This is a genomic window from Thiospirochaeta perfilievii, assembly GCF_008329945.1.
Lineage (GTDB): Bacteria > Spirochaetota > Spirochaetia > DSM-2461 > DSM-2461 > Thiospirochaeta > Thiospirochaeta perfilievii.
On the sequence record NZ_CP035807.1, the window covers coordinates 246,597 to 272,006 of the forward strand.

The 25,410-nt window shown below is 30.9% G+C and carries 23 protein-coding genes; 4 read left to right on the forward strand and 19 right to left on the reverse strand.

Going from position 1 to position 25,410, the window contains the following annotated elements; genetic code table 11:
- Positions 1–7: 7 nt before the first annotated feature.
- The 4 genes from EW093_RS01120 to EW093_RS17220 all read right to left on the reverse strand — a co-directional run bounded on the left by EW093_RS01120 (position 8) and on the right by EW093_RS17220 (position 3,418).
- Positions 8–583 (reverse strand): hypothetical protein, encoded by a 576-nt coding sequence (locus EW093_RS01120; protein WP_149566621.1) that lies wholly within the window; start codon positions 581–583, stop codon positions 8–10.
- Positions 549–1,559: a hypothetical protein gene (locus EW093_RS01125; protein ID WP_149566622.1), complete on the reverse strand. Its 1,011-nt coding sequence runs from the start codon at positions 1,557–1,559 to the stop codon at positions 549–551. Before EW093_RS01125 ends, EW093_RS01120 begins: the two co-directional genes overlap by 35 nt.
- Before the next feature lie 466 nt (positions 1,560–2,025).
- Complete coding sequence (locus EW093_RS01130) at positions 2,026–2,403, reverse strand: DEAD/DEAH box helicase family protein (protein ID WP_149566623.1); 378 nt, start codon at positions 2,401–2,403, stop codon at positions 2,026–2,028.
- Between the two features lie 355 nt (positions 2,404–2,758).
- Positions 2,759–3,418, reverse strand: coding sequence for an HD domain-containing protein (locus EW093_RS17220; protein WP_187759773.1), 660 nt, complete (start codon positions 3,416–3,418; stop codon positions 2,759–2,761).
- 100 nt (positions 3,419–3,518) lie between these two features.
- Here EW093_RS17220 and EW093_RS01140 point away from each other — a divergent pair, with 100 nt between their 5' ends.
- From EW093_RS01140 to EW093_RS01150, 3 genes are all read left to right on the forward strand, one after another.
- Positions 3,519–3,794, forward strand: a complete 276-nt coding sequence (locus tag EW093_RS01140) for a nucleotidyltransferase family protein (RefSeq protein ID WP_149566624.1) — start codon at positions 3,519–3,521, stop codon at positions 3,792–3,794.
- A gap of 206 nt (positions 3,795–4,000) precedes the next feature.
- Positions 4,001–4,318, forward strand: coding sequence for a nucleotidyltransferase domain-containing protein (locus tag EW093_RS01145; protein WP_149566625.1), 318 nt, complete (start codon positions 4,001–4,003; stop codon positions 4,316–4,318).
- On the forward strand, positions 4,311–4,691 hold the full coding sequence (locus EW093_RS01150) for a HEPN domain-containing protein (RefSeq protein WP_149566626.1): 381 nt from the start codon (positions 4,311–4,313) through the stop codon (positions 4,689–4,691). Before EW093_RS01145 ends, EW093_RS01150 begins: the two co-directional genes overlap by 8 nt.
- On the opposite strand, the gene EW093_RS17995 is transcribed toward EW093_RS01150, so the two are convergent.
- The 4 genes from EW093_RS17995 to EW093_RS01165 all read right to left on the reverse strand — a co-directional run bounded on the left by EW093_RS17995 (position 4,641) and on the right by EW093_RS01165 (position 10,321).
- Entirely contained in the window at positions 4,641–4,868 is a 228-nt protein-coding gene (locus tag EW093_RS17995) for a nucleotidyltransferase family protein (protein ID WP_425473394.1), read from the reverse strand. The two genes, EW093_RS01150 and EW093_RS17995, sit on opposite strands and share 51 nt — an antisense overlap.
- Before the next feature lie 168 nt (positions 4,869–5,036).
- A complete protein-coding gene (locus EW093_RS01155; RefSeq protein WP_149566627.1) occupies positions 5,037–7,079 on the reverse strand; it encodes a hypothetical protein in 2,043 nt (680 codons plus the stop codon).
- Complete coding sequence (locus tag EW093_RS01160; RefSeq protein ID WP_149566628.1) at positions 7,076–9,160, reverse strand: hypothetical protein; 2,085 nt, start codon at positions 9,158–9,160, stop codon at positions 7,076–7,078. Before EW093_RS01160 ends, EW093_RS01155 begins: the two co-directional genes overlap by 4 nt.
- A gap of 153 nt (positions 9,161–9,313) precedes the next feature.
- On the reverse strand, positions 9,314–10,321 hold the full coding sequence (locus EW093_RS01165) for a DEAD/DEAH box helicase family protein (protein WP_149566629.1): 1,008 nt from the start codon (positions 10,319–10,321) through the stop codon (positions 9,314–9,316).
- 126 nt (positions 10,322–10,447) lie between these two features.
- Between EW093_RS01165 and EW093_RS01170 the strand changes: the two genes are divergently transcribed.
- Entirely contained in the window at positions 10,448–11,314 is an 867-nt protein-coding gene (locus EW093_RS01170; protein ID WP_149566630.1) for a BrxR family helix-turn-helix transcriptional regulator, read from the forward strand.
- Positions 11,315–11,800: 486 nt separating this feature from the next.
- On the opposite strand, the gene EW093_RS01175 is transcribed toward EW093_RS01170, so the two are convergent.
- The 11 genes from EW093_RS01175 to EW093_RS01220 all read right to left on the reverse strand — a co-directional run bounded on the left by EW093_RS01175 (position 11,801) and on the right by EW093_RS01220 (position 25,315).
- Positions 11,801–14,905 carry a DEAD/DEAH box helicase gene (locus EW093_RS01175; protein ID WP_149566631.1) on the reverse strand — a complete coding sequence of 1,035 codons (3,105 nt, stop codon included), beginning with the start codon at positions 14,903–14,905 and terminating at the stop codon, positions 11,801–11,803.
- Between the two features lie 229 nt (positions 14,906–15,134).
- Entirely contained in the window at positions 15,135–18,236 is a 3,102-nt protein-coding gene (locus EW093_RS01180; RefSeq protein WP_149566632.1) for a type I restriction endonuclease subunit R, read from the reverse strand.
- 10 nt (positions 18,237–18,246) lie between these two features.
- The gene (locus EW093_RS01185) at positions 18,247–19,254 is read right to left on the reverse strand and encodes a PDDEXK nuclease domain-containing protein (protein WP_149566633.1); all 1,008 of its coding nucleotides are present in this window, start codon (positions 19,252–19,254) and stop codon (positions 18,247–18,249) included.
- Positions 19,254–20,462 (reverse strand): restriction endonuclease subunit S, encoded by a 1,209-nt coding sequence (locus tag EW093_RS01190; RefSeq protein WP_149566634.1) that lies wholly within the window; start codon positions 20,460–20,462, stop codon positions 19,254–19,256. The genes EW093_RS01185 and EW093_RS01190 overlap by 1 nt, the downstream gene beginning before the upstream one ends.
- Positions 20,455–22,005 (reverse strand): type I restriction-modification system subunit M, encoded by a 1,551-nt coding sequence (locus tag EW093_RS01195; RefSeq protein WP_149566635.1) that lies wholly within the window; start codon positions 22,003–22,005, stop codon positions 20,455–20,457. The genes EW093_RS01190 and EW093_RS01195 overlap by 8 nt, the downstream gene beginning before the upstream one ends.
- A gap of 498 nt (positions 22,006–22,503) precedes the next feature.
- A complete protein-coding gene (locus tag EW093_RS17770; RefSeq protein ID WP_223111630.1) occupies positions 22,504–23,007 on the reverse strand; it encodes a DNA recombination protein RmuC in 504 nt (167 codons plus the stop codon).
- Entirely contained in the window at positions 23,007–23,453 is a 447-nt protein-coding gene (gene rmuC / locus EW093_RS17775; protein ID WP_223111631.1) for a DNA recombination protein RmuC, read from the reverse strand. Before rmuC ends, EW093_RS17770 begins: the two co-directional genes overlap by 1 nt.
- A gap of 6 nt (positions 23,454–23,459) precedes the next feature.
- A complete protein-coding gene (locus EW093_RS01205) occupies positions 23,460–23,774 on the reverse strand; it encodes a hypothetical protein (protein ID WP_149566636.1) in 315 nt (104 codons plus the stop codon).
- A 136-nt stretch (positions 23,775–23,910) separates the two neighbouring features.
- Positions 23,911–24,234, reverse strand: a complete 324-nt coding sequence (locus EW093_RS01210; RefSeq protein WP_149566637.1) for a nucleoside triphosphate pyrophosphohydrolase — start codon at positions 24,232–24,234, stop codon at positions 23,911–23,913.
- Positions 24,227–24,598 carry an HNH endonuclease domain-containing protein gene (locus EW093_RS18000; RefSeq protein WP_149569551.1) on the reverse strand — a complete coding sequence of 124 codons (372 nt, stop codon included), beginning with the start codon at positions 24,596–24,598 and terminating at the stop codon, positions 24,227–24,229. The genes EW093_RS01210 and EW093_RS18000 overlap by 8 nt, the downstream gene beginning before the upstream one ends.
- 48 nt (positions 24,599–24,646) lie before the next feature.
- Complete coding sequence (locus EW093_RS01220) at positions 24,647–25,315, reverse strand: hypothetical protein (protein ID WP_149566638.1); 669 nt, start codon at positions 25,313–25,315, stop codon at positions 24,647–24,649.
- Between the last annotated feature and the right edge of the window lie 95 nt (positions 25,316–25,410).

A 25,410-nucleotide genomic window follows, 5' to 3' on the forward strand; every position in this document is an offset into this window, starting at 1 on the left:
AAACTCCTTAAAATACTAATCCAATTTTTATTCCTGCATCCATTAGTGGATATAAATCACCACCAATATTAAAAATTGGAAATCTAAAATATGGACTAATAAATATTTTATTTCCCAACTTTAAATTAAATCCAAGATCGATTGCCATATTAAATAAACTATCAATGGTAAACATCGAATCTAGACATAGATCGTATACAGGATAAAAAGATAAATATAAACCTGTAAAAGATTGTGAATAAAAATTAAAACCAACACTCATTCTAAGTGATATATTTTTGGTATCATTAACAGCCACTAATAAAGATTCAAAACTAAAACGATCTATTATTTTAATATCAATACCTAATGGAATTATATTTTTTGAGTCTATACTATTAAAAACAGATTCATCTTGTTGTATAGTTTTTGTTATATCAAAATATACATGTATTCGATCGTTAAGTCCTTCATCATATGTAATAGCGTTACTAATATTTATATTAAAAATTAGAAAAAAAATGGAGAAAGAGAGCTTGTTAAATAGTGCCAAGAAACTTGGCACTTTTTTATAGGTAAGGTATAGGTACAAGTCTAAATCCATTAATTGTAGGAACTACTCCAGCAGGAAGCCAGTTAAAAAGATAATAATACAAAGCATTACAGCTATTAACTAAACCACGAGCAATTGTTGATATTAGTTCTGGTGTAAAGACGACAGTAAAACCTGCAACACCAGCTGTAGTTCCAATAATTGTAGCCATTTTCTTACCAAAATCACTTATACCTGTATTCGAAAGTATTGTAGCGGGATTGCCTCCAGTCCCTTGTGCCTGTACAGAAGATACAAATTTTCCAAGTTCAGGGGTGTTAGAATACCAAATAACTAATTGTGCACACATATATGTGGTACCAACACCTGCAGTTATTAATCCCGCAACTCCAACCCATGGTGCATACCATTTAACCCACTTATATGCGGATAATCCAGCAATAGTTGTAGCACTTAAACCAATGTACCACTGTATAGTATTCCAGCTTAGATCTTTTGCAAGTGCTCCTCTAGAGCTAGCACCATAAGGTGTAGTACGTAATTTTATATCATAAATGGAACCAATGTTGCTGTTTTCAAGTCCTCTACCTGTACTAATTTCAGCATCTTCTAAAAATTCTGCTAAAGAATTTTCATAATCAGATGCCAAAGCAGGATCTATTTTTTCCATCACAGATATTACTTCACCAACTGTTCCTTCGTTTAGCATCAAGTTTACTAGTTCTAGTTTTGATTCTCCATTTTCTTCATCTAATAATAATCCTAAAGATTCTTCTGTATTATTAATAAAATAATGAACATTATTTGTATCAATATTCAAAATATTTGAATCTAAAGACCTACTTAGTCCTGTTGTGATATCATCAAATAAACCTAAATTATTTAGCTCATCTACCCTAGTGCTTATAGAACTTATAGTGCTATTCTTTTTAGTATTATCCATCTGTATAAATTCTACATTAGAACAACTAAATGAAATAAAAATTAGCAGGCTTACAATCAACATCTTACAATTTAAAATTTTCAATTTTTAAACTCTTTTTTTTTAATTTATCAATTTATTTAAATTATTTCAACAATTTTTTATAATATAATTATTCAAGTAAATTTTTGTGAATTTAACGATGCTATGATAGAAAGTGTAAAAGGTTGCGACTGGTGCTATAATTAAGTCAGTACTTCTTAAAAGAAGAACGGCCGATGGCTGTAAGCGGACTGGGACATATTATGAACCCGTTTTAACGATTAGCAGTCATCAGTCGCATTAACATGTTGAGGATGAGATTATATTTCTCATACCCCGTATAGACGTATGATTATTATACTCCTCTTCTTTTAGGAAAGAAAGATTTTTAGGAGGGATGAAATGGAATTCATGGGAATTGACCTTCATGTTCATCACCAAGTTTAGTAATTTCGAGAATCTCTATGGCACTACTTTCAAATAACCCAGGACTCTCTTTTGTAAAAATCTCAGCTTCAATATTTGATTCTCAAAATTCATTAAGATGCTGATTTAAAAGTCCTTCATTTGGTGTTATTAAAACTGTTTTATTAACTTTTAGTTTCCCACTGGAATAGTGGTTAAATTGCATAAGATTTATATGCATTAGTAAGGTTTTCCCACTACCAGTAGCATTATACAGTGCTATTTTGTTTAGATCTTTTTCAGAATACTTAGTAATTAGATTGACTTTATCCTTTGCTTTTTTCCCTTTGTTATGAGTAGTTATTTTATCATTAATAGTATCTAGTTCACTGTTTAAGTTTTTTAATAATTCATCTTTCTCATTAAAGTATTGATCCAAGTATATCTCTACAAATAAAAGGGATAGATACTGGAAATATTTCCATTTAATATCTCGTCCCATAGCTGCTGTATGACGTATAATATTATCGTCATATTCTGCTAGTTTATCGTTACTGATTTTCTTCTTAGTAGCTGTTATATTATTAATTAATCTATTATAAAAATAACTGTTACCATTTTCATCTGCTGCAAAGATAATTGAGTCATTAAACTACTTAGCAAGTTGTTAAAAACTTTCCATTCCCAACAAGGATAATATATAAGAGTTTATTACTAATTTTTCATTAAATTTCATATTCTTTCCTTTTACATAAACAACTAATCAAGCAATAATTAGTATGTAACTGCTTTAAAAGTCTATCTTATGGATAAAAAGCAACTTTTATACATAATTTATCAAACAACGGTCAAACAAATTATTTAGACCATGATGGAACATAGGTTCTTGCTCTTGTTCCAACACTTTCATCGTATATAGATATTTTATTTTCTTCTAAAGTCTCTTTTATTATCCTTGATACCATTGCAGTATTTTTAGCATCAATGCCAAATCGTTCTCTTAAGCTAGTATTAGTCATATAATTGCTTTGTAAATACCTTAAAACTGAGTGCATATATGTTGCTCTAATTTTATCCTGTCTATCCATTTCTTTAAGTTCTTTATGGGCAGATAGAATACTTATAGTATATTCATTTGTTGATCGAAATATTGGTGCTGGGAGTTGATAAATTTCAGTTTCAAATACAACCTTATCACCCTTCCTTCTACATTTTTCAATATCACGAATAGTATAGTGATATCTTACTATATTTTTTGTCCAATTGTTTATAAATTTCCAATTTTTTATCATTTGATAACTTACTTCTTCATGGTCAGTAAAGGAATATTCACCCAATATAATATCTTCAGGTTTCTGAAATGCAACAGTTGGTTTTCCAATATCATGAAGTAACCCAGCAACTATAAATTTATACTTTTTATCTTTAATAGCTCCAAATATTACTTTTAAGGTATGCCCAAGAACTCCATATCTATGGTGCTTATTTTGCTTTATTAGAAGTGTTTTCCAATACACCGATAAAAAAAACTATTTCTAGTCTGGTTCATTTACAAAACTCCTTTATTTTAAAAATGTTGATCAAATTCCCATTCTAATTAACAATTTAGCGCAATAATTGTCTGATAAGTTACTTAGGTGTGCCATAGATTATCTTAACTCAATAGGCATTAGAGAAGTATATCTATTTGGTTCTTTAGCTAGAAAAGAGACAACTACTTATTCTGATATAGATCTTACGGTTAGAGGAATTAAACCTGAAGATTTTTTTACAGTTTATGGTGAATTACTTATTAGAAAGACCAATTCAATAGATTTGATAGATCTAGATATACAATCAGATTTTGGAGAACAACTCACCAAAAGTGGTGAGCTAAAGAGGATTTATGTATGAACTTACCTAAAACCCAAGAGGGATTTAAAAATTAAGAAACACTCATCTAACTGGAGTGAAGAAGATCTTGTAGATTATATTCCTGATAGAATTATTGAAGCTATAAAACCTACTGATATAAATTGGATACGTGAACTCGATAGCTTATTAGATGATTGGAAATAGAAATAATTGAAATAATACTCTATAAACAGTATTATAAACATATGATTCAGGATAAGAAGTTAGAAAAAATTAGAGATATCATTATAGAGGCTGTTCATCCAGATAAAATTATACTATTTGGTTCTAGAGCCAGAGGAACAAATAGAGATGATAGTGACTACGATATATTTATTCTAAAAAGCGGAATAGAAAATGAAAGAGTCGTAACAAGAGCTGTTAATAAAGCCTTATTTAGGGGTCATATTTATGATGAGATTGATTTAATAGCAGCAAATCCTGAAAAATTTGAAAAACATAAAGATAACAGATATTTAGTCTACAAAGATATAAACGATCAAGGTGTAGCTATATATGGATGATAGTTTAGATCCTAAAGTCTGGATAAATAGAGCCAAAGGGAACCTACTCAGGGCTAAATTACCCATGGAAGATGGTATGTATTACGAAGACTTCTGCTTTGATTGCCAACAATGTGCTGAAAAGGCATTAAAAGGTTTAATTGTTCATTTAGGATTAACTCCACACAAGACACATTACTTTGGTAAGTTATTTGAAGAGATATCTAAAAGATTAATTCTACCAGATTGGTGTGAGGATGTTTTTGAACTAAATGATTACGCAGTAATAACTAGATACCCTGATGATTTTGTAGAAGTAACTAAAGAAGAGTACATCAGAGCCTTAGAGATAGCTGAAAGAGTTTATACATGGATCTCTGGAATTGTAAAATAGATATTTTACCTCAGATAATACTGATTCTTTAATTATAGACTTTAGAACTGACTTTACCACTAATTTAACAGGAGTATTAAGTTCTTCTGATAACTCCTGCTCTATTGCAACTAAATCCAAGAGATCTATCTTTACAGGTCTTGCTATCTCTATAAGAATATCAACATCACTATTTATTTATAGTGGTCTAATTAATCAAACAGCTATCTAGTATAATTAAATTCACATCCTGTCATTATGCTGCTATTAATTGTACTCTACCATAATAAATATTTTCAGGGAATTCATCATCTAAAGATTGATGTCCAAAGATCTCTCTTAATTCTTTATTTATTTTAAATATTCTTATATTTTATTTGTATACTCCCTTAGATATTTAAAAGGAAATGGTACTACTGTGCTTTTACCTAGGCTTACAAAATCTACATCCATTGTAGGAAGTAATTTGTCAAAGAATAGTTTTGATTTACCATCTGATTCTATTCTTCTAATTGAACATGTAGATATATTTCTTTCGTTAAGAGCACCTCTTTGGCCTACAAAATAGAGTGCGTGGTCATTATCTAATTCTGAATATTTTATTTCACCTTGGTTTATTAGTATTGATTTTAGACTCTCTTTTGAACGGGAAACCTTTAGTCGTAAACTATAATTCTCTAGTAGAAAATCCCTGATTGATTTTCCCTCCTTAGATTTTAAATTAATAGTTTTACTAATAGCTTTTTTACTTAGTTTATTTTGACCTAACAATCTAAACTCGTTAACTACACTATGATCATTACCTAGCATAGGAGTTAATTCATCTGCTAATTTAATGCCAGTAGCTATACTATCTGGTATTGGTGAATTTACCTCGTGTAACTGATTCTCAAGAAGTTCTAAGTCAGGAAGAACTATCTCTCCATAATTATTTATTATATTTATGTTATCATCCCATTTGATAATCCCTTCGACAAAATATCTATGTTCGTACATTTCAATAATATCTAATTGCTTACTAGATAGATCAAATGAGTTACTCTTAAAATGTTCAAACTTGAGATTCCCTTCTGTGTTTACTACTAGAATAGAGTAAATATATATTTTCCTTTTAGATTCTATTCTACTTTTTCTAGATATGAATGTTACATCGCTATTAAAACCAAGTACCTTCCAGTTAAATAGAGAGATGGAACCCTTTAATATATCGTTTTTTATTAATAGCTCTTTTAAGAGAGTCTTGACAATTATCTCTGGTTTTTTAGAGTTCTCTAGAGTATCTAAAACAATGTGCTGCGTCGCATTACCACTACTATCTTTTATATATGGGTCTTCTTTTTTATCTCTTAAATATTTATCTTTACTATATATTATTACAAAGTTAAGATCAGAATCGGCAACCCCTTTCTCTGTAACTATGATACTATTCTCAGTAATACTCTGGATTAAACCCTTTAATTTATTAGAGATCTTTTTAGATTCAGTATCAGTAATTGTATTGTAAATATTGATGCTTTTACCTATGAGTAATTTAGTTAAATCTTTGTTGTTTTTTAACACAGTATTTTTAAGTTCTAAACTAGATAAATCATCATACTTTGAAAACTCAATATTCATATAATCAGAAAGATTAGTTTTTATACTTTTAAGTACTCTATTATATATCCCCAGTCTACAATTCTGGAAATCTTCTACCGATTTAATGCTTAAACTATCTACATTTACTTTTGTACCATCTATACCTAATTTTATATATGATTTTGTATCTTTATCTTTATCAAAGTTTCTTCTTAATGAACCAGTAGAACCATCTACTAAATACTTTGGTTCTTTGAGGTATCTCTTATACTTTTCTTTTTTCAAATCGTTATAGTTATTATATTCCTTAAGAAAACCAAGGAACTCTCTATAGGTCGAAATATCTACAGTAATGCAGTTCTTACTGTTTAGTTTAACCTCCGCAATCTTTAAAGCACCTTTTCTATATCCTCGTTTCTCTTTATCTAAATATAGACAGAGTTTTCCTGTTATATTTGAAAAATGATATTGAGTAAATTTGGATTTAGATAATGCTAGATAGTTAAGTAGTAGATTAGCGATAATTCTAACAGATTTCATATCACTTAAATCATATTGATATTTTTCTATTGTAAAATCTACATTACTATTTGCTATGGTATATTTTAAATTATGACTATCGACATCACTATTAAACATGAGGTAAGCACTTTCCCACCCAGAATATAGTACAGCTTTAGCTTTGTAATTATCAGTTAAAAACTCATCTAACTCTTTTGCTCCAAACCAATTCTTTTTCTGATCACTTTTAGTAATAATAAAGAATTCAAAATCCCTATCTAAGTTCTTCTTTTTTAATTCAATAATTAATCTGTTTGAATAGAAACTCATAATCCAAAACCCTCCAAGATATATTCTGCTGCGACTTTATTTATATTCCCTTCTGTATCATAGAGATATGGAATAACAGAAATGTTATCAATCTGTTTTATATTTGATGGAGTATCATCGTCCATAAGGATATTTATAATATAGACACTTTTTGCACCAACTATAGAAGCCTTTGATTTAATTTTATCGATATATACACTTTCATCGATAAAATAGTCTCCTTTCCAATATTTAAAATCTACATAGATACCATCTATAGTTTTGAAGTCGAATTTCTCGTACTGTTCAATATCGAGTTCTTTAAGCTCAATTCCAAAGATCTCTCTAAAAATAAATGAGCCAGCAACTTCTCCCAAAGCACCCTTATATATGTTGTTAAAAACTGGAGGTGTCAACATATATTTATATTCTGCAAACTCCCTAGCATATGATTGTTCTTCAAAGTAATCTCTAAGCATAGGAATCTTTAGAAGATCCGTTAGTCTAGACTCTATCTCATTAACTTCTTTATATTGATTATTAGGTTTAAATGAGATATCTACATCTTTAAATTCATACTCTTCTTTATACCAATATTCACTACGACTCTTTTCTAGTTCTAAGAATAAATCCTTAAATTTACTATCAATAATACTTAGATCAACTACTCCTGGGTTACGTAATACTGTATTTCTCATCTCTTTCCACATTTCTATTGAATATATGCTCCAAGATTCTTGATTTATAAATCTAGTAATTAATATAGATGATCTGTTAGATTTTGTAGAAGCTCTATTTATGTACTCGATCTCTTTGTTATCTAAGTATTCATCAGCATCTAATGAATCTAATATGTATTCGTACTCTTTAACTGTAATTAGATCCTTGGGTAGCTTAGTTTTACTTAAGATATCCTTAAGTTCATAATCTATTAAGATATCTATAGTAGGGCTTTTTATATTTGATCTTGAAACTCGACCTAAAGCTTGTAGTATTATTTTAACTACTGCTCTGTTAAATACAGATGTATTATATAGGTTGGTACAGGTATAGTTATTTCTACTAAAAAGATTTTGTAACATATCGCTAAAATCTTTAGGGGATATTGCACCACTTTGTAAAATAAACTCCAACTGGAAAATATATTTATATAGGTCTTTATCATCTAATTCTGAATTGAAAACATTTATAAGAATATTTGTTGGTTTATCTAGGTAAATGCCATTTATATCGATCTCAGATCTTGCTTCAAAATCATTTATCTTTACATAGTCAGCACCTTTTGGAATAGGAAATTGCAAATTCTGTCCTGCTCCTACAGTCTGATAATTGGTCACAATAAACCTTCTTTTACCAAGACTAAGATCCTCGATAATTTTACTTTTTTTAACTTCGAAATTATTGCCACTCAATGTCACAATAGATTCACTTTCACCAAAAACCATCTCAGCAAAATTTTTAAAGAGAGCTAAATCAAACTTTTCATCATCAACTTTTAACTGTTTGTTAAAGAAACATATAAAGGAAGTTAGTTTTCTATTACCTATAAAGTGCTTATATGCTGTAAATAATCTAAAATACCTTTGAAGAACAAATTTATCACCACTAACTCTGAATTTAAAGTCATTAGCAGCTCCTTCATCTCCAAATAGATCAACAAAGCTACCTGAATGAATATAATCAACACTGACATCAATTTCTTTGTAGTATTTAGACCACTCGTCTGCTCTATTTTTTAAGCGATCAAACTCGCTATCACTAATTTTATAGAAATTATCCTGTAGATTACTTTTTAGATAATCTAGGTCATAGTTATTGAAGTTACTATTTATAGTTGCAGTTGCAGATATACCTATAACCATGGAGTTATTACAGATATCCTTAATAAACTTCTCTGGTGTATCTATAAAACTACATGATCTTATTTTTGATCTAGTTAAATGTTCTTTACTATTAACAATATCAAATATTGAGAAACCATTTTCATAAAAATCTCTATTGAGCAGGTAATCCGTCTTTGATGAAGAGAAAGTCTTATTTTCTAAAATATTCTCTGAAAGTATTTTTATATTATCACCATCTAAATGAAAATGGCTAAGCATTGTTTTAACACAGTTATCAAGACTCTCATTTTCGTCACAATAGTCATTGGCCCAATATTGAATGCTATTCTGGAAGCTTTGTATAAACCCATTTAGCCTACTTAATACAAAAGTTAACCTATTGAATTCATTGTTCTCTACTTTATCTGTAATTCAATTTCCATGTCTTTCTATATCCTGTACAAAATATAGTAACTGCCACCTATTGCTGGTAACGGTATGGTAGTAATAATCATATAAAAGGAAGTTTTTCGAGAAGTTATTTAAATCTTGGTGACTTTTAACTGGGGATTGTAGATTTAATTCATTATATAATTTAGATGAAATATCCTGTAACGTTATTAATTGCTCACTGTTTTTTTCCTTGTTTATTTCATATGGTAGTTCTCTTCCTCTGATTCCTTGATAGATGTTGTTAAATAGGCTTATTACAGATATTCGATGCCTTATACCAGTATCTATAATATTGTTAATTAGAGCATCTTTTGAACTATCAAATTCATCTATAAATACTAAATCATCTTTTATTATATCCTTGAACCCTATTGAACGACCCAAAAGGGATGTATTAGTTCTAATAAACTTATCTACCGAGAGGAAAATAATAGTGTTCTCTTCTATATATATTGATGGGTATAACTTACCTACCCAAAATAGATCTTGGTCGTCTTTTAATTTATTTAGTTTAGAAACACCAATACTTGTAAGATACTTTTTTAAAGCTATTCTAAATTGTGGTTCTAGCTCTTTAGATAGTTTTTCTTTTATCTCTTTTTTATATGATTCATCATAAACATTATTATACCTATTTATATACTGATCTAAGTTTCTGTATTCCTTATCCTTAAAATCATCTGGTATGTATGTCTTAATCTCACTCCAGTTATTTAATACTGAATCTACATTTGAATCTATAAATAGAACATATTTCTCAAAATCTTCATAATTATCATTATCAATAAACAGTTGTTTTAATTCTTCTAATGGTAAATTCTTTTTAAGATTAGTAATGAAATAGATCTTTCGTTTTTGAGAATTAAAACTACAATAATTATGAAACATGTATCTAATTACACTATATGTCTTACCGAAACCTGTAGGCATATTCAATAGCAATAAGCCATTCTTAAATTTGCAATACTTCTCTAATAATTCTTTCATACTTCAAAACAATAACACTAGAATGTTATATCTGTCAAATATTTAGACTTAAAGGGTTATCACAAATTGATTATCAGTCTATAGCATCTTCTTTATCTCAATGATATAATATTTTTAGGAGGGATAATGAGTAAAGAAATTCAGTGGGTTAAAAATAAGCGATTCGAATTTATTGAGGAGAGTCTCTACTGGAGAAGTACTATTAGACGAAAGGATATTATAGAAAATTTCAATATTTCTATAGCACAAGCCACTAGCGATTTATCTGAATATAAAAAACTACATTCTGAGAATCTAAATTATAATAGAAGTGATAAGTGCTACAAAGTTTCTGATAATTTTACACCCTATTATGCAAAACTAATATCTAACAATTATTTTGACTCTATTACAGTAAGAGAAGCAAATACATCATATTACACACCTGAGATCGCTGTTGTTCCTAAAGTAAATAGAGAAGTTAAACCAGAAATATTACAAAATATAGTTCACTGTATAAATAACAACTGTAGTATAAAAATAAAATACATTTCAATGAATAGTTCTAAAGAGACATGGAGATTAGTTACACCACACTCATTTGCTGATGATGGAAGTAGAAAGCATATTAGAGCGTTCTGTCACAACAATAAAGATTTTAGAGATTTTCAAATTGGTAGAATACTAGAAACTGGTGAATTAAATGATTTTCAGGTTGATAAATCATTGGATCTTTTATGGAGTAGTAAATTAATTATTCAAATAACTCCAAATCCTAAGTTAACTCTAGAGCAACAAAAAGGTATTGAGTTTGAGTACAATATGGTAAATGGATTAAGGGATATTGAGATAAAACCAGCATTTTTTAGGTATTTATGTAATAATCTCGATATTGAAAAACGTAAATCAAGAGAGCCGTACTTAGTAATAAACAACATGAAAGAGATTGCTAACAAAATAAAACTACTTGAGGAATTGACTAAAAATAATACTAAAAATATAAATATAACCTAATAGTATCATTTGTAGATAAAAAATAAAGCGCAGCTTTAAACCATAGATTAGGGATACGTAGGGTTGCTCTGCAAAACCGCAGGCAATGTGCATACATCTGGCGAATCGGAGCCCGGAATAGCCCGACCTGGCTTAGCCAGGGAATCCCCAAACTAATCTTCTAATACTTCAAACAACACTAATCCTCTGGTGCTATCTCACTCTTTTTAAGAGTTTAATAAAGTTCTGGGTAGATGCCTCAGCTTCTGCTGGCATAATCTGGGAAAAATCGTGTCTAACCCTATTGGTATTACTATGATCTATCTTTAGTTTTTTTATAAAGTTGTGATGTAAACCACTACCTGTTCTACGGGTAAATACCTTTAGTAGTTATACAAACTACCTGCAAAGTAATCACTCTACTCCCCTGTAGTATCTTTAATATAGGACTCTAAAAATGCAATGTGCATAGATCTTAACTAAAGCTTTATTTATTGGAATTAGTTTTCAATTTACATGTGATCTGACATTTTCTAATAAATATTTTATACATGTATCAAAATAACGATACTTTCCCCATAAGTGCATATTTCCAATTATAAATAACCTCTCCTTTGCTCTGCTAGCAGCTACATTCAATAGATTAGGTTTACTAGAAGCCCATGATTTTGCTCCTGGCTTTTCAGGATTACCGCCTAAAACAAGTATTACAACATCAGCTTCTTTTCCTTGAACAGTATGAATTGTTCCAGCATTAATGCCATTAAACTTTTTTGCAATTTTTTTTAGATTCCTAACAACATCTCTAAAAGGTGATATTAAAAATATTTGATTACTAGCAATATCTTTTTCAAGTAAGTATTGAATTAAGTGTTCTGTCTGTTTTCCTTCTTCCTTAATCCAATGACCCTGTGCGTCTTTTGATTGAACATCAATCCATTGACTAGGGGTAATAATATTATTACTTTGAATATTATTTTTCCCTGAAACCATCATTCCATCATATGCTATAGTATTACATATATTAAACATTGGATTATTACACCTTCTATGTACTTTTAAAGGAGAACCAATCCAAATTTTACTTTCATCAGTATCAATATATGTTCCCCAATTATTTACCCTATCTGCAAGCAACTGAACAGAACTTCTTGAAGGCATGAATATATCAGGGACATTAAACCGTTTTTTAATAGCGTTTTGCCAAGAAAATGGTATATTAACTATAGGCTCTAACTGAAACGGGTCACCAACAATTACTGAATGTTGTGATCTCCATATTGCACCAGCAGCATTTTGAGGAGCAGATTGGCCAGCTTCATCAATTAGTAACCAACCCAAACTTTCTTTTTTTAATCTTGAAAATAATCTAGAATATGAAGCAAATGAACTAGATAATACAGGTACAATCAAAAACAGTGTTCTCCAACAATTAAGAACAGATACCTCTTTAACCTCTTTTGGAAGGCTACCTGTAAGAACATCGTTGAATAGTGCATTTAAATTAGTTTTTACACTTCGAGCATTAATCATAATAAAAGCTTTATGTAACTTTAGTGAAGCGATAAAAAGTTCAGCTCTGACTTTATTCCACTCATCATCAGCCCATGGTGAAGACTTTTCAGTATAATCAAGATTCTTCTTCCATCTATTAATATCAGGGATAGTATGTTCTCCCCACTTCTCTTTAGAATCTAAAATTATTTTTTCAAGATTTTTTAAATTATCTCTATTAGAATCTAACTCTTTTTTACTTTCTATGAATATAAGATTATAGTGTTCATAATTACGGTCAATATCATTTTGTAACTTTCTTAATTCAGAAAGTTTTAAAACCAATTCTTTATCTAATTCTATGAATTCTAAATCTTTAATATTCCAAATTTTGAACTTTCTACCAAATGTAAATATTATCTCTAATAAACTAGGTTTAAACTCTTTATGTCTCAATCTATAATCATTATTAATTTCTATATTATCATTAATTGATCTTATCTCTTGTTGCAGTTTTTCTTTCTCTTTTTTCCAAATTTCTTTATTCTCAAAGTTTTTAGAATAAATCGCTTCATTCCGCAATATTACTTCTCTAATTTTATCTATATTAATAATAGCATTGAATACTTCTTGTCTCTTATTTCTTAATCTGTTTTCTAAACTGTGGAGTTTCTTAAATTTCAATAAGGACTTAGTCCATTCTTCTTTGCATAATACTGGATCAGTTTCAAAATATTTTAGTTCTTCTAAAAAATGTTTTACGTTACTATCATGCCTACCAAAATAGAAATCTGATGCAAACTTACTCCTATTTGATTTGTTCCCTAAACGTCCTGCGAACAGGCCCCATGATTCATTAGACATTACTTCATTACTTATTTCTTTAAAATAGTTAATATATTCCAGCCATGATTCATCAATGGCATTAATACCTGGTATCTCTAAAGTAACATTTTCTACAGCTCCATTATTATTAGAAGCTATTACCATCTCATAACCACAAATTTCTTCTTGGAGTTTTTTTATCTTCCTTTTATAACTTCCTGATTCCCATTCTAAAGAAGAATCTTCTATAAAACCATTGAATGGATCATCTAGTGAAGCAATTTTAATAGCTCTTTCTACTACAATATTCGCCATCAAATCTCTCAATAAAGTAGTTTTACCAGTTCCAGGAGGGCCATTGACAGAAAATAAATCTACATTACTATTAAATAAAGAGTTTAATGCAAATTGCTGGCTCAATACCAACGGAAAATGACCTTTACTAGGCCATCTACCTTTAGGATATTTATTAGGTGCAAGCATATTGTAAACAAACTTTAAATCCTTTCTACAATCTACTCTCTTATTAACGTTTGTATCATTATTGATTGTTAAATATTTAGATAATGGTACACCTAAGTCAGAATTAGTAGTAAAACTTGACAGTTTCTCCAGTTCATCTAAATAGAAACTATTTAAAAAATCAGATTCTGTATTAGAATCTTTAGATTCATAGATAGATACAGGCTTAATCCTTATCTCAAGATTGTTTATTAATTTTTCATACCCTAATCTATCAATTATAGTATTAAACATTATTTTTAAGTTTCTATAATTTGGTTCTAATGAATTTCTATCATTTCTACCAAATTGGTTAATATAATCATTAAAAAACTGTTTTATATCTTGAAATGACTCATCAAAACCCTTTAACCAATTTCTAGAATTAATATCATTTTCTAATGTATTATTTATTGCCCAAGAAGAAGAAGATAAAATAATCGAGTCTTCTATAGGTATACCCATTGCATCTAAGGTTATAAAAAATAAACAAGATTCTGAGAGTTCTCTTTCATTAAAAATATTTTCATCATGACCAAATTTTTCTGAAAGTATATTTTCTATAATATTCTGCTTGTAGACACCTATGTAAAGATGATATTGACGAGACTGCTTATATTCTAACTTTGGGTAATGCTGACCTGAAGGATTATTCCAAATGCAAGAATAATCATCCTCAAATAAAAAAACAGGGTCTTCTTTACTGTGATTATTTACAAATGGAATAGATTGAGGAGAGAAATATTCGATTGCTTTCCAATAACCTAAAATACTTGATTGTTTTTTGAACAAATAACTCTCTCCTATGTTTTAATTTTAAATATATTATCAGTCCATTTTATCTTTAACAACAACTTTTAAAAAGTATACCTCTTTTCAATATCAATCAATTCTATCTAACTCTGCACCCATTTGAGATCTTTTATATTTCCTAACGGTTGCCAGTATCCATTTGAAATAAATTCCTGAATCTTCACTTCATTACCTTTTGGAACCCAAAGACCGTAAAACTTTTCACTCATTATGATATACTTCCACCTACACCTTTAAATTTTTCTACAAAGAGTGATATTTTCTGGAAGACACTCTGTTTTTTTGTTAAATACCCCGGGTTCAGAGGACTCATCTTAGGTAGAATAGAAGTTAGCTCTGTACCGTTTTCACTTGCATATTCACGCTTTAAAGATGTTGTTATATATCTTTTGGCAGCTTCTACGTTTAAAGATTCCCCAGATATAAGCTCTTTAACTTCTCTTTTTTGTTCTTTTTGTGCAAACATAAAAAAGCTATCAATAATACTAGATTTATCCTGAACACTATCAAGGTCTGTCTGATTTATAAAATCTACTACAAGACTCTCTTTTGCCCTGTTTCCAATACTTGCACGGATAACACGTCGTATTTCGTCTATAAGATCATCTTTGTCTTTTACATTTTTATTGCTTTCAAAGATTAATTCCAGGATATAATCAAGGTTAATCTCCTGGGATTTTAAAAGATCAACTTCAAAAACAACTTCATCCCAATCAATAGTAGATTCTACCTGCTCGGCTCCAGTTCTATCTCTTCTTATCCAGTCACGGATGTCATTATATGTTGAACGGTAATCTTGTATAGTTCTCTCTGCTGGAACTGTAATTTGCTCCATGTTTTGAATGTCTTCTTCAGTTACATAATGAGTTGCCATAAATTCTTCTATAGCTTCAGGATCTTTTTTATCTAAAGTCTGTAGAACTTTTAATGTTGTAAACTCATCGTAGTTTTGTAGTAAGTTCTCTACTTTTAAATATTCACCAAAGAGTTTAGCAAACTCCTTTTTATCCTTCTCTTTAACGATTTCTTCAGGATTAGGGAATCTAGTATTTAACTCACTTACAATATCAATATAACCTCGTTTGGCTTCACCAGTGGCTATATCTGTAAAACCTTCTAGGTACTCTTTATAGCTCTTCTCTAAAACCATATTTTTAGTATTGCTATCACCAAAAAGAGTAATTGCATCAATTGTTGACTGTTCAAGGTCTCTAAAGGTAACAATATTTCCAAAGGTTTTAGTAGAATCATATATTCTGTTAGTCCTGGAGAATGCTTGCATTAAACCATGGTATCTAAGGTTTTTATCTACAAAGAGTGTATTAAGGGTAGGAGCATCAAAACCTGTTAAGAACATCCCAACAACAATAAGTAGATCAATTTCTTTACTTTTTACCCTTTTTGCAAGATCACGGTAGTAGTTTTGGAACTCTTTACTATCTACTCCAAAGCTAGTTTTAAACATTTTATTGTAGTCATCTATTGCTGAAACTAGAAACTCTTTTGCACTCTGATCCATAGCTGTAGGTTCAAATGTTTCATCGATTATATCACCAATAGCATTTTGTTCTTCATTTGCTGCAAAGGAGAAAATTGTTGCTATCTTAAGGGGTTTATCACTATCTTTCTGTAGGTTACTTATAGCCTCATAATAACATTTAGCAGCATCTACACTGCTAACAGCAAACATTGCATTAAAACCACCACCATTTCCATGTAAGCGGTGGGTCTTCTGTTTAAAGTTATTAAGAATGTAGGTGGATATCTCCTCTATTCTAGAAGGGTGTAGAAGAGCTTTTTTATTCTCTGCTGCACTTAATTTCTTCTCATCGGTTTCTGTTTCAAACTCTTTGAACTTTGGTCTAACATCATTATAGTCAACTTTGAATTTAAGAACCTTTTCATCTCTAATGGCATCTGTAATTACATAGGAGTGTAACTCTGAACCAAATACAGATGCTGTTGTCTCTGCACCTAAGGCATTCTCAGGGAATATTGGTGTACCAGTAAAACCGAATTGACAGAACTTCTTAAATTTCTTTGTAAGGTTCTTTTGAGCTTCTCCAAATTGAGATCTATGACACTCATCAAAAATAAATACAACATTCTTATGATATACAGGTAGGTGACTATCACCCTTAATAAGGTTGTTTAACTTCTGAATAGTTGTGACAATAATTTTATTATCATCCTTATCAATATTGCTTTTAAGCCCTTTTGTACTGTCTGATCCATTTACACTATCAGGGGAGAATCTTTGATACTCCTTCATGGTTTGAAAGTCTAAGTCTTTTCTATCTACAACAAAAAATACCTTATCTATAAAATCTAGTTCAGTTGTTAACCTTGCAGCTTTAAAACTTGTCAAAGTTTTTCCTGATCCAGTAGTATGCCAGATAAACCCACCACTATCAGGTGAAGATAACTTTTTAGTACCAAAGGAACTCTCAATTTTCCAAAGTATTCTTTCAGTAGCAGCTATTTGGTATGGTCTCATAATAAGTAGAGTGTCACTAATATCAAAAACAGAGTATGTTAATATAACTTTTAATAGAGTATTCTTTTGAAAGAAAGTCGCAGTAAAGTCTTTAATATCCTTAATTAGAGTATTATCTGACTTAGCCCAGTTCATACTGAAATCAAAACTGTTTTTATTCCTTTTTGTAGTATTAGCAAAGTACCTGGTATCTGTTCCATTAGATATTACAAACACCTGTAAGTATTTAAAAAGTGAGTTGTCACTATTAAAGCTTTCTTTACTATATCTATGAACTTGGTTAAAGGCTTCGCGGATTGCAACACCACGCTTTTTAAGTTCTACCTGTACCAATGGTAATCCATTAACAAGAATTGTTACATCATACCTATTGTGATGGGAACCAATCTGCTCAAACTGATTTATAACCTGAACTTTATTCCTAGAAACATTCTTTTTATCCACTAAATGAATATTCTTTAACCTACCATCATCCATGGTAAAGTCATAAACATGATTATCATGAATTTTGCGTGTTTTATCTACAATATTATCACTGGGATTATCAAGATACTCCTCTACAAAACGTATCCATTCCCCATCTAAAAATTTTATATCATTTAAATCTTCAAGTTGAACTCGAACATTGGCTAGCATAGTTTCTCTACATCTAAGATCAGGAACATATTCATACCCCTGATTCCTTAAATCCTGTATTAGTTCTCTTTCCAGGTCAGCTTCTGTCTGATATGACTCACATATATCCCACTCTTTAGTGTACTTATCTAATATTATGAAATTCTTTGTTTCTGTAATAGTTTTATAATTTGTCACCACTAATTCCTTATTTTAAATATTTTCTCTCTTCAAGGCGTTGTCGTACTTCAATTAGAGCATTATGCAGTTTCTCTTCTAAGATCTCTTTTGGAGGAAGGTTTGTCCAATATTTAGCAACCATAATATTATCTTTTTGCATATTTAATAGTTCTACTTGTTCAGAGCCCGCATCAGCACATAGTATAAGACCAATTGGGGCTTCCTCTCCCTCTTGTCTATCGTACTTATTTAACCAATTTAGATAGAGTTCCATCTGTCCTTTATAGGCTGCTTTAAAATGACCAATTTTTAACTCTACAGCAACCAATCGTTTTAGTTTTCGATGATAGAAAAGAAGATCCAGATAGAAATCCTCTCCATCAATTATCATTCGTTTTTGACGCTCAACAAATGTAAAACCGTTACCAAGTTCTAAAATAAAGAGTTCCAACTCTTTAATTAGTGCATTCTCCAGTTCGTTCTCCAAATAACCTTCCTGAAGTCCAAGGAAATCAAGAATATACGGGTCTTTAAAACTTCCTGAGAAACCACTATCTTTTGTTAGTTCATTCTGTGTATCTGCAATTTCTGATCGCTCGAATGCTTTCCGTTCAATCTGATTTCTTAGTTCACGTTTACTCCAGTGGGACTCACTGGCTGCCTGGGCATAAAACATCTGTGCTTCTGGAGATTTTAGAGGAATTAATGTGAGAAAGTGGGACCAGCTTAATTGTCGTGCCAATGGAACGACAATTTCAACATCCGGGAAGACTTCTGCAAACTGCATCATTCTTCGTAAATTCCTTACTTCAAAACTTTTTCCATGAATGGTAACAAGCTCCTTTGATAATTGTGAAACAACTTGTTTACCATACTCAGCCCTCTCCCCTTTAAGTATATCCTGATTAATCCGTTTACCTACATGCCAATAGGTAATAGATATAGCACTATTAACAGAAGCAATAACATCAGCCTTACCCCTGTCTATTAGAGTTCTTATATCAACTAAAAGATCACTAAAGAACTTATTCTCCATCAAACACTCTCCACCTTAGGAAAACTAAGCAACAGATCACGATAATACTCATACTGCTTCTTTCTTAACTCTATCTCCTTAGGTAAACCTTCACTAATAGATGTAGTAAGTGTATCAAATTTATCTAGGATGGATACTATTTTTTCTTGGGCTACTAGAGATGGTATAGGAATTTTAAACTCTTTAACTTTAGAGTCAGAAATAGCAGGATATGCTGAACCACTTTGGTTTTCTTCAACATAGTTCTTAAAATCTGAAGTTGTAATGAAATAGAATATCCATTTAGGTAGAACAAATTCTTTATTAGCTCTTAGAACGCAATATCCAGTACTAGCAACATCACCAGCAAAATTATCACTAATCAAACAAAGTCTTTGTTGGGTAGGTCTAGTTGTAGCAAATATTACATCGTCTTTTAAAACTAACTTCTTTGCTCTACTAGGTGCATTTTCTGAATTGATTTCAGTTACCTCTAATATAGAATTTGTCTCACGACATACTGATGATAAGTCAATATACTTATGATAACTATTAATCTCAGACCATTTTATGTTTTTAGTTGGTATCGTAACCTCCCCTAAAGTTTTCCACTCAACTTCATCATCATTAAATGTAAGTAATTTATCACGATAATAGGTATATTGTTTTTTTCGGTTAGTAAGTTCTGTAGTAAGTTCTGTAGTAAGCTCTGTAAAGGTGTCCAGGATACGAACAATCTCTTCTTGGACTTTTAAGGGAGGGATGGGGATTTCAACAGCTCCAATTTGTCCGAAAGTAATAGCAGGCATAGTAGAAGCCCCACCTTTAGAGTTTAAACTTTTGTATATTTTAGACTGAGATAAGTATGTGTACAAATATTTATTAGTTATTTTTTCTGATTTCAAGGTAATTTTAAACATATTATTTGCAATTGCACCATTGTTACAAATAAAAACTTTTCCTGCAGCTCTTGCTCCATAACGAATCATTACTAATTCACCTTCATTCTTTATATATCTTTGCCCAGGGTTTTCAATATAACGTGGTGGTTCATTATCATTTACAAAATCTACAATACGTAGAAAACGAACAAAACCATCTTTTTTCCCCAGAAATTGGCTTGAGATATCAACTTGAATCCCTTGAGAGAATGAAGCAAAATCCTTAAGTTTCTTCCATTCAACATCAACCCCTTCTAATAACTTTTCCATGTAATTATGACTAGGCATTTTCAATCTCCTGGATAATTGAGTCAATTGATGTTCGTAGAGAGTCTATTTTGGTAACAGTTTCAGATATCTCTCTGTTTAGCTCAGTGATATCAATTACTTCTCTAGTGTCCTTTGCTTCAACATAGGATGATACAGATAGGTTGTAATCATTTTCTTCTATTTTACTATTATCTATAGAAACTGCGACATAATCTTTGTTCTCTTTATTGTCAAAGATCGTCATGATCCCTTTGATATGATCATCAGTTAGTACATTGTTATTAGTCTCTTTCTTAAAGAATTCTTCTCCACTTGCATCTATAAACTGGGTTTTGTTTTCTGTTTTATGCTTTGATAGTACTAATATGTTTACTGCTATAGAAGTACCATAGAAAAGGTTTGGTGCTAGGGATATTACAGTCTCTACAAAGTTATTATCAATTAAGTATTTTCTAATCTTCTGTTCTGCTCCACCACGGTAGAAAATTCCAGGGAAACAAACTATTGCTGCTCGCCCTTTACTGGACAGGTAGCTTAAAGCATGAAGAACAAAGGCAAAGTCTGCCTTTGATTTAGGAGCTAACACACCAGCAGGAGCAAACCGTTCATCATTAATTAGAGTCGGATCATCTGTACCAATCCATTTAACAGAATAAGGAGGGTTAGAAACTATGGCATCGAAAGGTTTATCATCTCCGTGATGGGGTTCTAAGAGTGTATTACCGAGGGCAATATTAAACTTATCGTAGTTAATATTGTGTAAGAACATATTCATTCTAGCAAGATTGTAGGTAGTATGATTTATCTCCTGACCAAAAAATCCATCTTCTATAATATGGGAATCAAAGTGTTTTTTAGCTTGAAGAAGTAGAGAACCTGAACCGGCTGCAGGATCATATATCTTATTTACACTATCTTGCTTGTGCATTGCAAGCTGGGCAATTAGTTTTGAAACATGTTGGGGTGTAAAGAACTCTCCACCGGACTTTCCGGCATTAGCTGCATAGTTTGAGATTAGAAACTCATAGGCATCACCAAATAGATCAATATGATTATCTTCAAAGTCTCCAAAACTTAGACCTTCAACCCCTTTAATAACAGCAGCTAAACTGAGGTTTTTATCTTTAACTGTATTACCAAGCCTATTACTTGTTGTATCAAAGTCAGCAAACAACCCTTTAATATCAACTTCTGAAGGATAACCATTTGCAGAACTCTCTATTGCTGTGAAGATCTCTTTTAAATCGCTATTTAAGTTCTCGTTAGTGTTTGCACTCTTAGCTATATTTGTAAAAAGTTGACTAGGGTATATAAAGTAACCCTTGGTTTTTATTGCATCATCTTTAATTTCAGGTGTGATTACTGAATCAGGTAGACTTGCATAATTTACACTATCATCACCAGCTTCTATATAGTTTATGAAATTCTCACTAATAAACCTGTAGAATAGTGTTCCTAAAACAAACTGTTTAAAATCCCAACCATCTACAGATCCCCGAACATCGTTTGCTATTTTCCATATTTGAGCTTGTAACTCAGCTCTCTGTGTATTACTTGACATATATTTGATTCCTTTAATTAATTGATACTGTTTAAATCTAATAAACCATATGATATTATCATAAAATATAGCATTAGATAAACAAATAACTATATATAAAAATAGTCTTCTAGTGCGAAAGGTTGATTCCCTAATAAATCCTAAAAAGATAAATTATAAGATCTTTTTATTGAACTACTTAATAGTTGTTAAGCTGTGTGTTAAATATCACGATAAATGTCCTAAATATAACCAAAACAATAAACACGTCAAATATCACTATGATCTATAGTTCATACACTTGTGCTGATCCTCCTTCAAAAACAATAAAGCGCCAGCTCAGATGTATGCACATTGCCTTGGATTAGGGATACGCAGGGTTGCGAAGCAAAACCGCAGGTTCGAAGCGAAGCGTAGCCCGTAGCAGCCCGGTCTGGCATGCCAGAATCCCCCAAAAACACTATCTAAAATTACTAAACCTACCCCTAATCACCCCCCTCCTCTAACATACCAGTCCCCTCATCTTCTATATCCAATGTCCCAACATCCTTTAGTGTTTTTAAGGGTATCTATTGAGTTTGCTGCAGTGCTCATATGTTTATGTACCTTATCTAGGTACTCTTCAAACTTAACAAACTCTGTTTTAACAGCTTCTAGTACCTTCCATACCTCACTACTCTTTTTTTGAACTGCTAGGGTTCTAAATCCCATGTTTAGACTATTTAATAGTGCAGATAGGGTAGTTGGACCTGTAACAGTTATTTTGTACTTGTTTTGCAAGGTTTCAACTATACCTGGCTCCCTTAAAACCTCTGCATAGAGTCCCTCTACAGGTAGAAACATAATGGCAAAGTCTGTGGTGTGGGGAGGATCTAGATACTTAGTTGATATATCTTTAGCAAAACTCTCTATAGATTTTATTAGAGCCTTTCTAGATAACTCTACAGTAACACTATCACCATCATCATATGCGCTTAATAACCTCTCATAGTTCTCTATTGGGAATTTAGAGTCTATAGGCATCAAGACCTCATTAAAGCGTACTCTACATTTGCCTGACTACCCTTTTTAGTTGCTACATTTTGGGAGTACTGCTGGGGAGAGAGAATCTCTTCTAATATGTTACCTAGCTGATACTCACCTAAAACACCACGGGTTTTAACATTGGATAGAACCTTCTTTAAGTCCCCTACACCAGTTGCTATAGTCTGCATCTCACCTAGACCCTTGTGTACAAGTTCAAGCCTCTCACTAACCTGTTTAAAAGACTCACCTATCCTTTTCTCTAATGTAGTTTGCAGCTTCTCGTCTACAGTTTTTCTCATCTCGTTAATCTGTTTACTGATATCTTCTCTTAGTAGATTAAGGTGCTTCTCAACAGACTCTTTAATCTCTTTTAATCTTAGTTCAGAATCTTTATTAGCTAGGCTATTCTGATTGTTAAGTAATGTGAAGTTTTTCTCCAGCAAATTACCTCACTCTTTTGTATTAATTTTAAACTCATCTTGAAACGAAGTAATTGTTTTAGATTGTGACTCTTTAAAAGAGTTTAAGGTTGATGCTTGCTCCTCCCTACTTTTTTTAGCCTGATCGTTAATCTCTTCTCTGTTAGTTCTAAAATCCTCTTTAATATCTTTGTTAGTTTTATCTAATAAGGTATCGAACTTAGTAATCTGATCCTCTAAATCCCTTAGTTGAGGTTTAACATCGATATTAACCTTTCTTGTAAGGGTGAGTATTATATTTGTTATAACCACTACAATTAAAACTATTAATAATATGTTTGTCATTTTGCCACCTTTTTGTACTGATAATTGAATTTTACTTAGGTTGTGCGAAAGGTTGGTTCGGGGAAAACGTTGATAAAGGTTAAATATATTAATAATATTATTTATCACTAAACAGATATTAAGTAAATGTGATCAATTACCCTTCAACCCTCTCTAAAAATATCTTATCCTTAAATGATCCTCTTTGTTCTCTTTTAGTGTTAACTATTTTGTAAAACTTTTCTTTTGATATATTTCTGTAGTCTAGTATGGAGTTTATTACTTCCTGTAAGTCTGCTAACTCCTCTATATCATTTACCTCTTTGTACTCATTTAACTCTTCCTGGAGTTTGTTAGTAAGTTCTTTATTATACTCATTATCAGTTAATATTCTTGCAATTGGATTTTTACCAGCTTCAATTATAATCTCGGGGATTCTGTCCCTAACTAATTTATTGTACGTTATACTTTTATTATCCATTGTAGACCCATCCTGTTTCAAATCCCTGGTTTTTAGCCATAGAAAATAAAGGTTTATATATTCTATTATATTTTGCTTCTAGATTATCTAAAGTAAGGTTGCTCTTGGCTATATTTAGATCGATATGGTAGTTCTCTATATATTTATCACCCTTATTTATTTCATGGTATTCATTAAGTGCTATATGTTGTATTTTTAAGAACTGGCTGTAATATCTTCTATCAGGAAGCTTGTTACTTTTAGAAGAGTTAACCTCTTTAGATGTTGGAATTAAGTTCCACTCCCTGTTATGTGCAGTAAAAGACCAGGGTAAATAGTGATCTATGGAGATATTATTTTTATTTAACCTATCTCCACTGTAAATGCATCGAACACTACTATGATCAACTAGAGATAACCAGAAGTTTTTTGATTATGTTAGGTTTCGACTCTCATTAGAAGGAGGAAAGAGTTTTGTCGAGAGATTTAACACATTAGGATTCCGCTTCTCCATATAACCTAAAAAATTATATGTTGCATAATCCTTAATTATCTTAAAGTTATCTTTTATATATCGAAGCCATGGTTCACTAAGAATTATTGAGTTCTCTTTTTTACTCTCCTTAGACTGTTTAAAATAGTAGAGGGATGAAGGGCTATCTTTCAGACTATTTGCCCAGTTAATAACCTCTTTATTACTGGTTTTATTTATATCTTTGTTATTTACAAAAACAGATAAGAGTCTATAAGGAACCATATCTAACAAAGTAGATTTTAATGGATCTATTTTAGACTTAATGTAACTCTTTATATCTCTATTAGTGCTATTTTTTATATCAATATCACCTATTAGGTCTATAGTATTACCTAACTTATCATTCAGACCAAATGATAATTTATAATAGGTATGAGGGAACCAGCCTAAATAGATCATTTCCACTTCAATATCAATATATGAGAACTCTCTCTTATTGGGATTTTCATGTATAAGATTCAAAATGGATAAGAAAAAAATATACTTATAACTTGCACTAGTATTATTAAATATTGATGAGAGAGAACTTATATTTAAGTTACCATATTGTGGGAAATCATAGCTCATGAAATATCTTATTATATATTTTAATAACAATAAAGCGAAGCTTTACACCTAGCGTTAGGGATACGTAAGGTGGCTTTAGCCAAACCGAAGGTTCG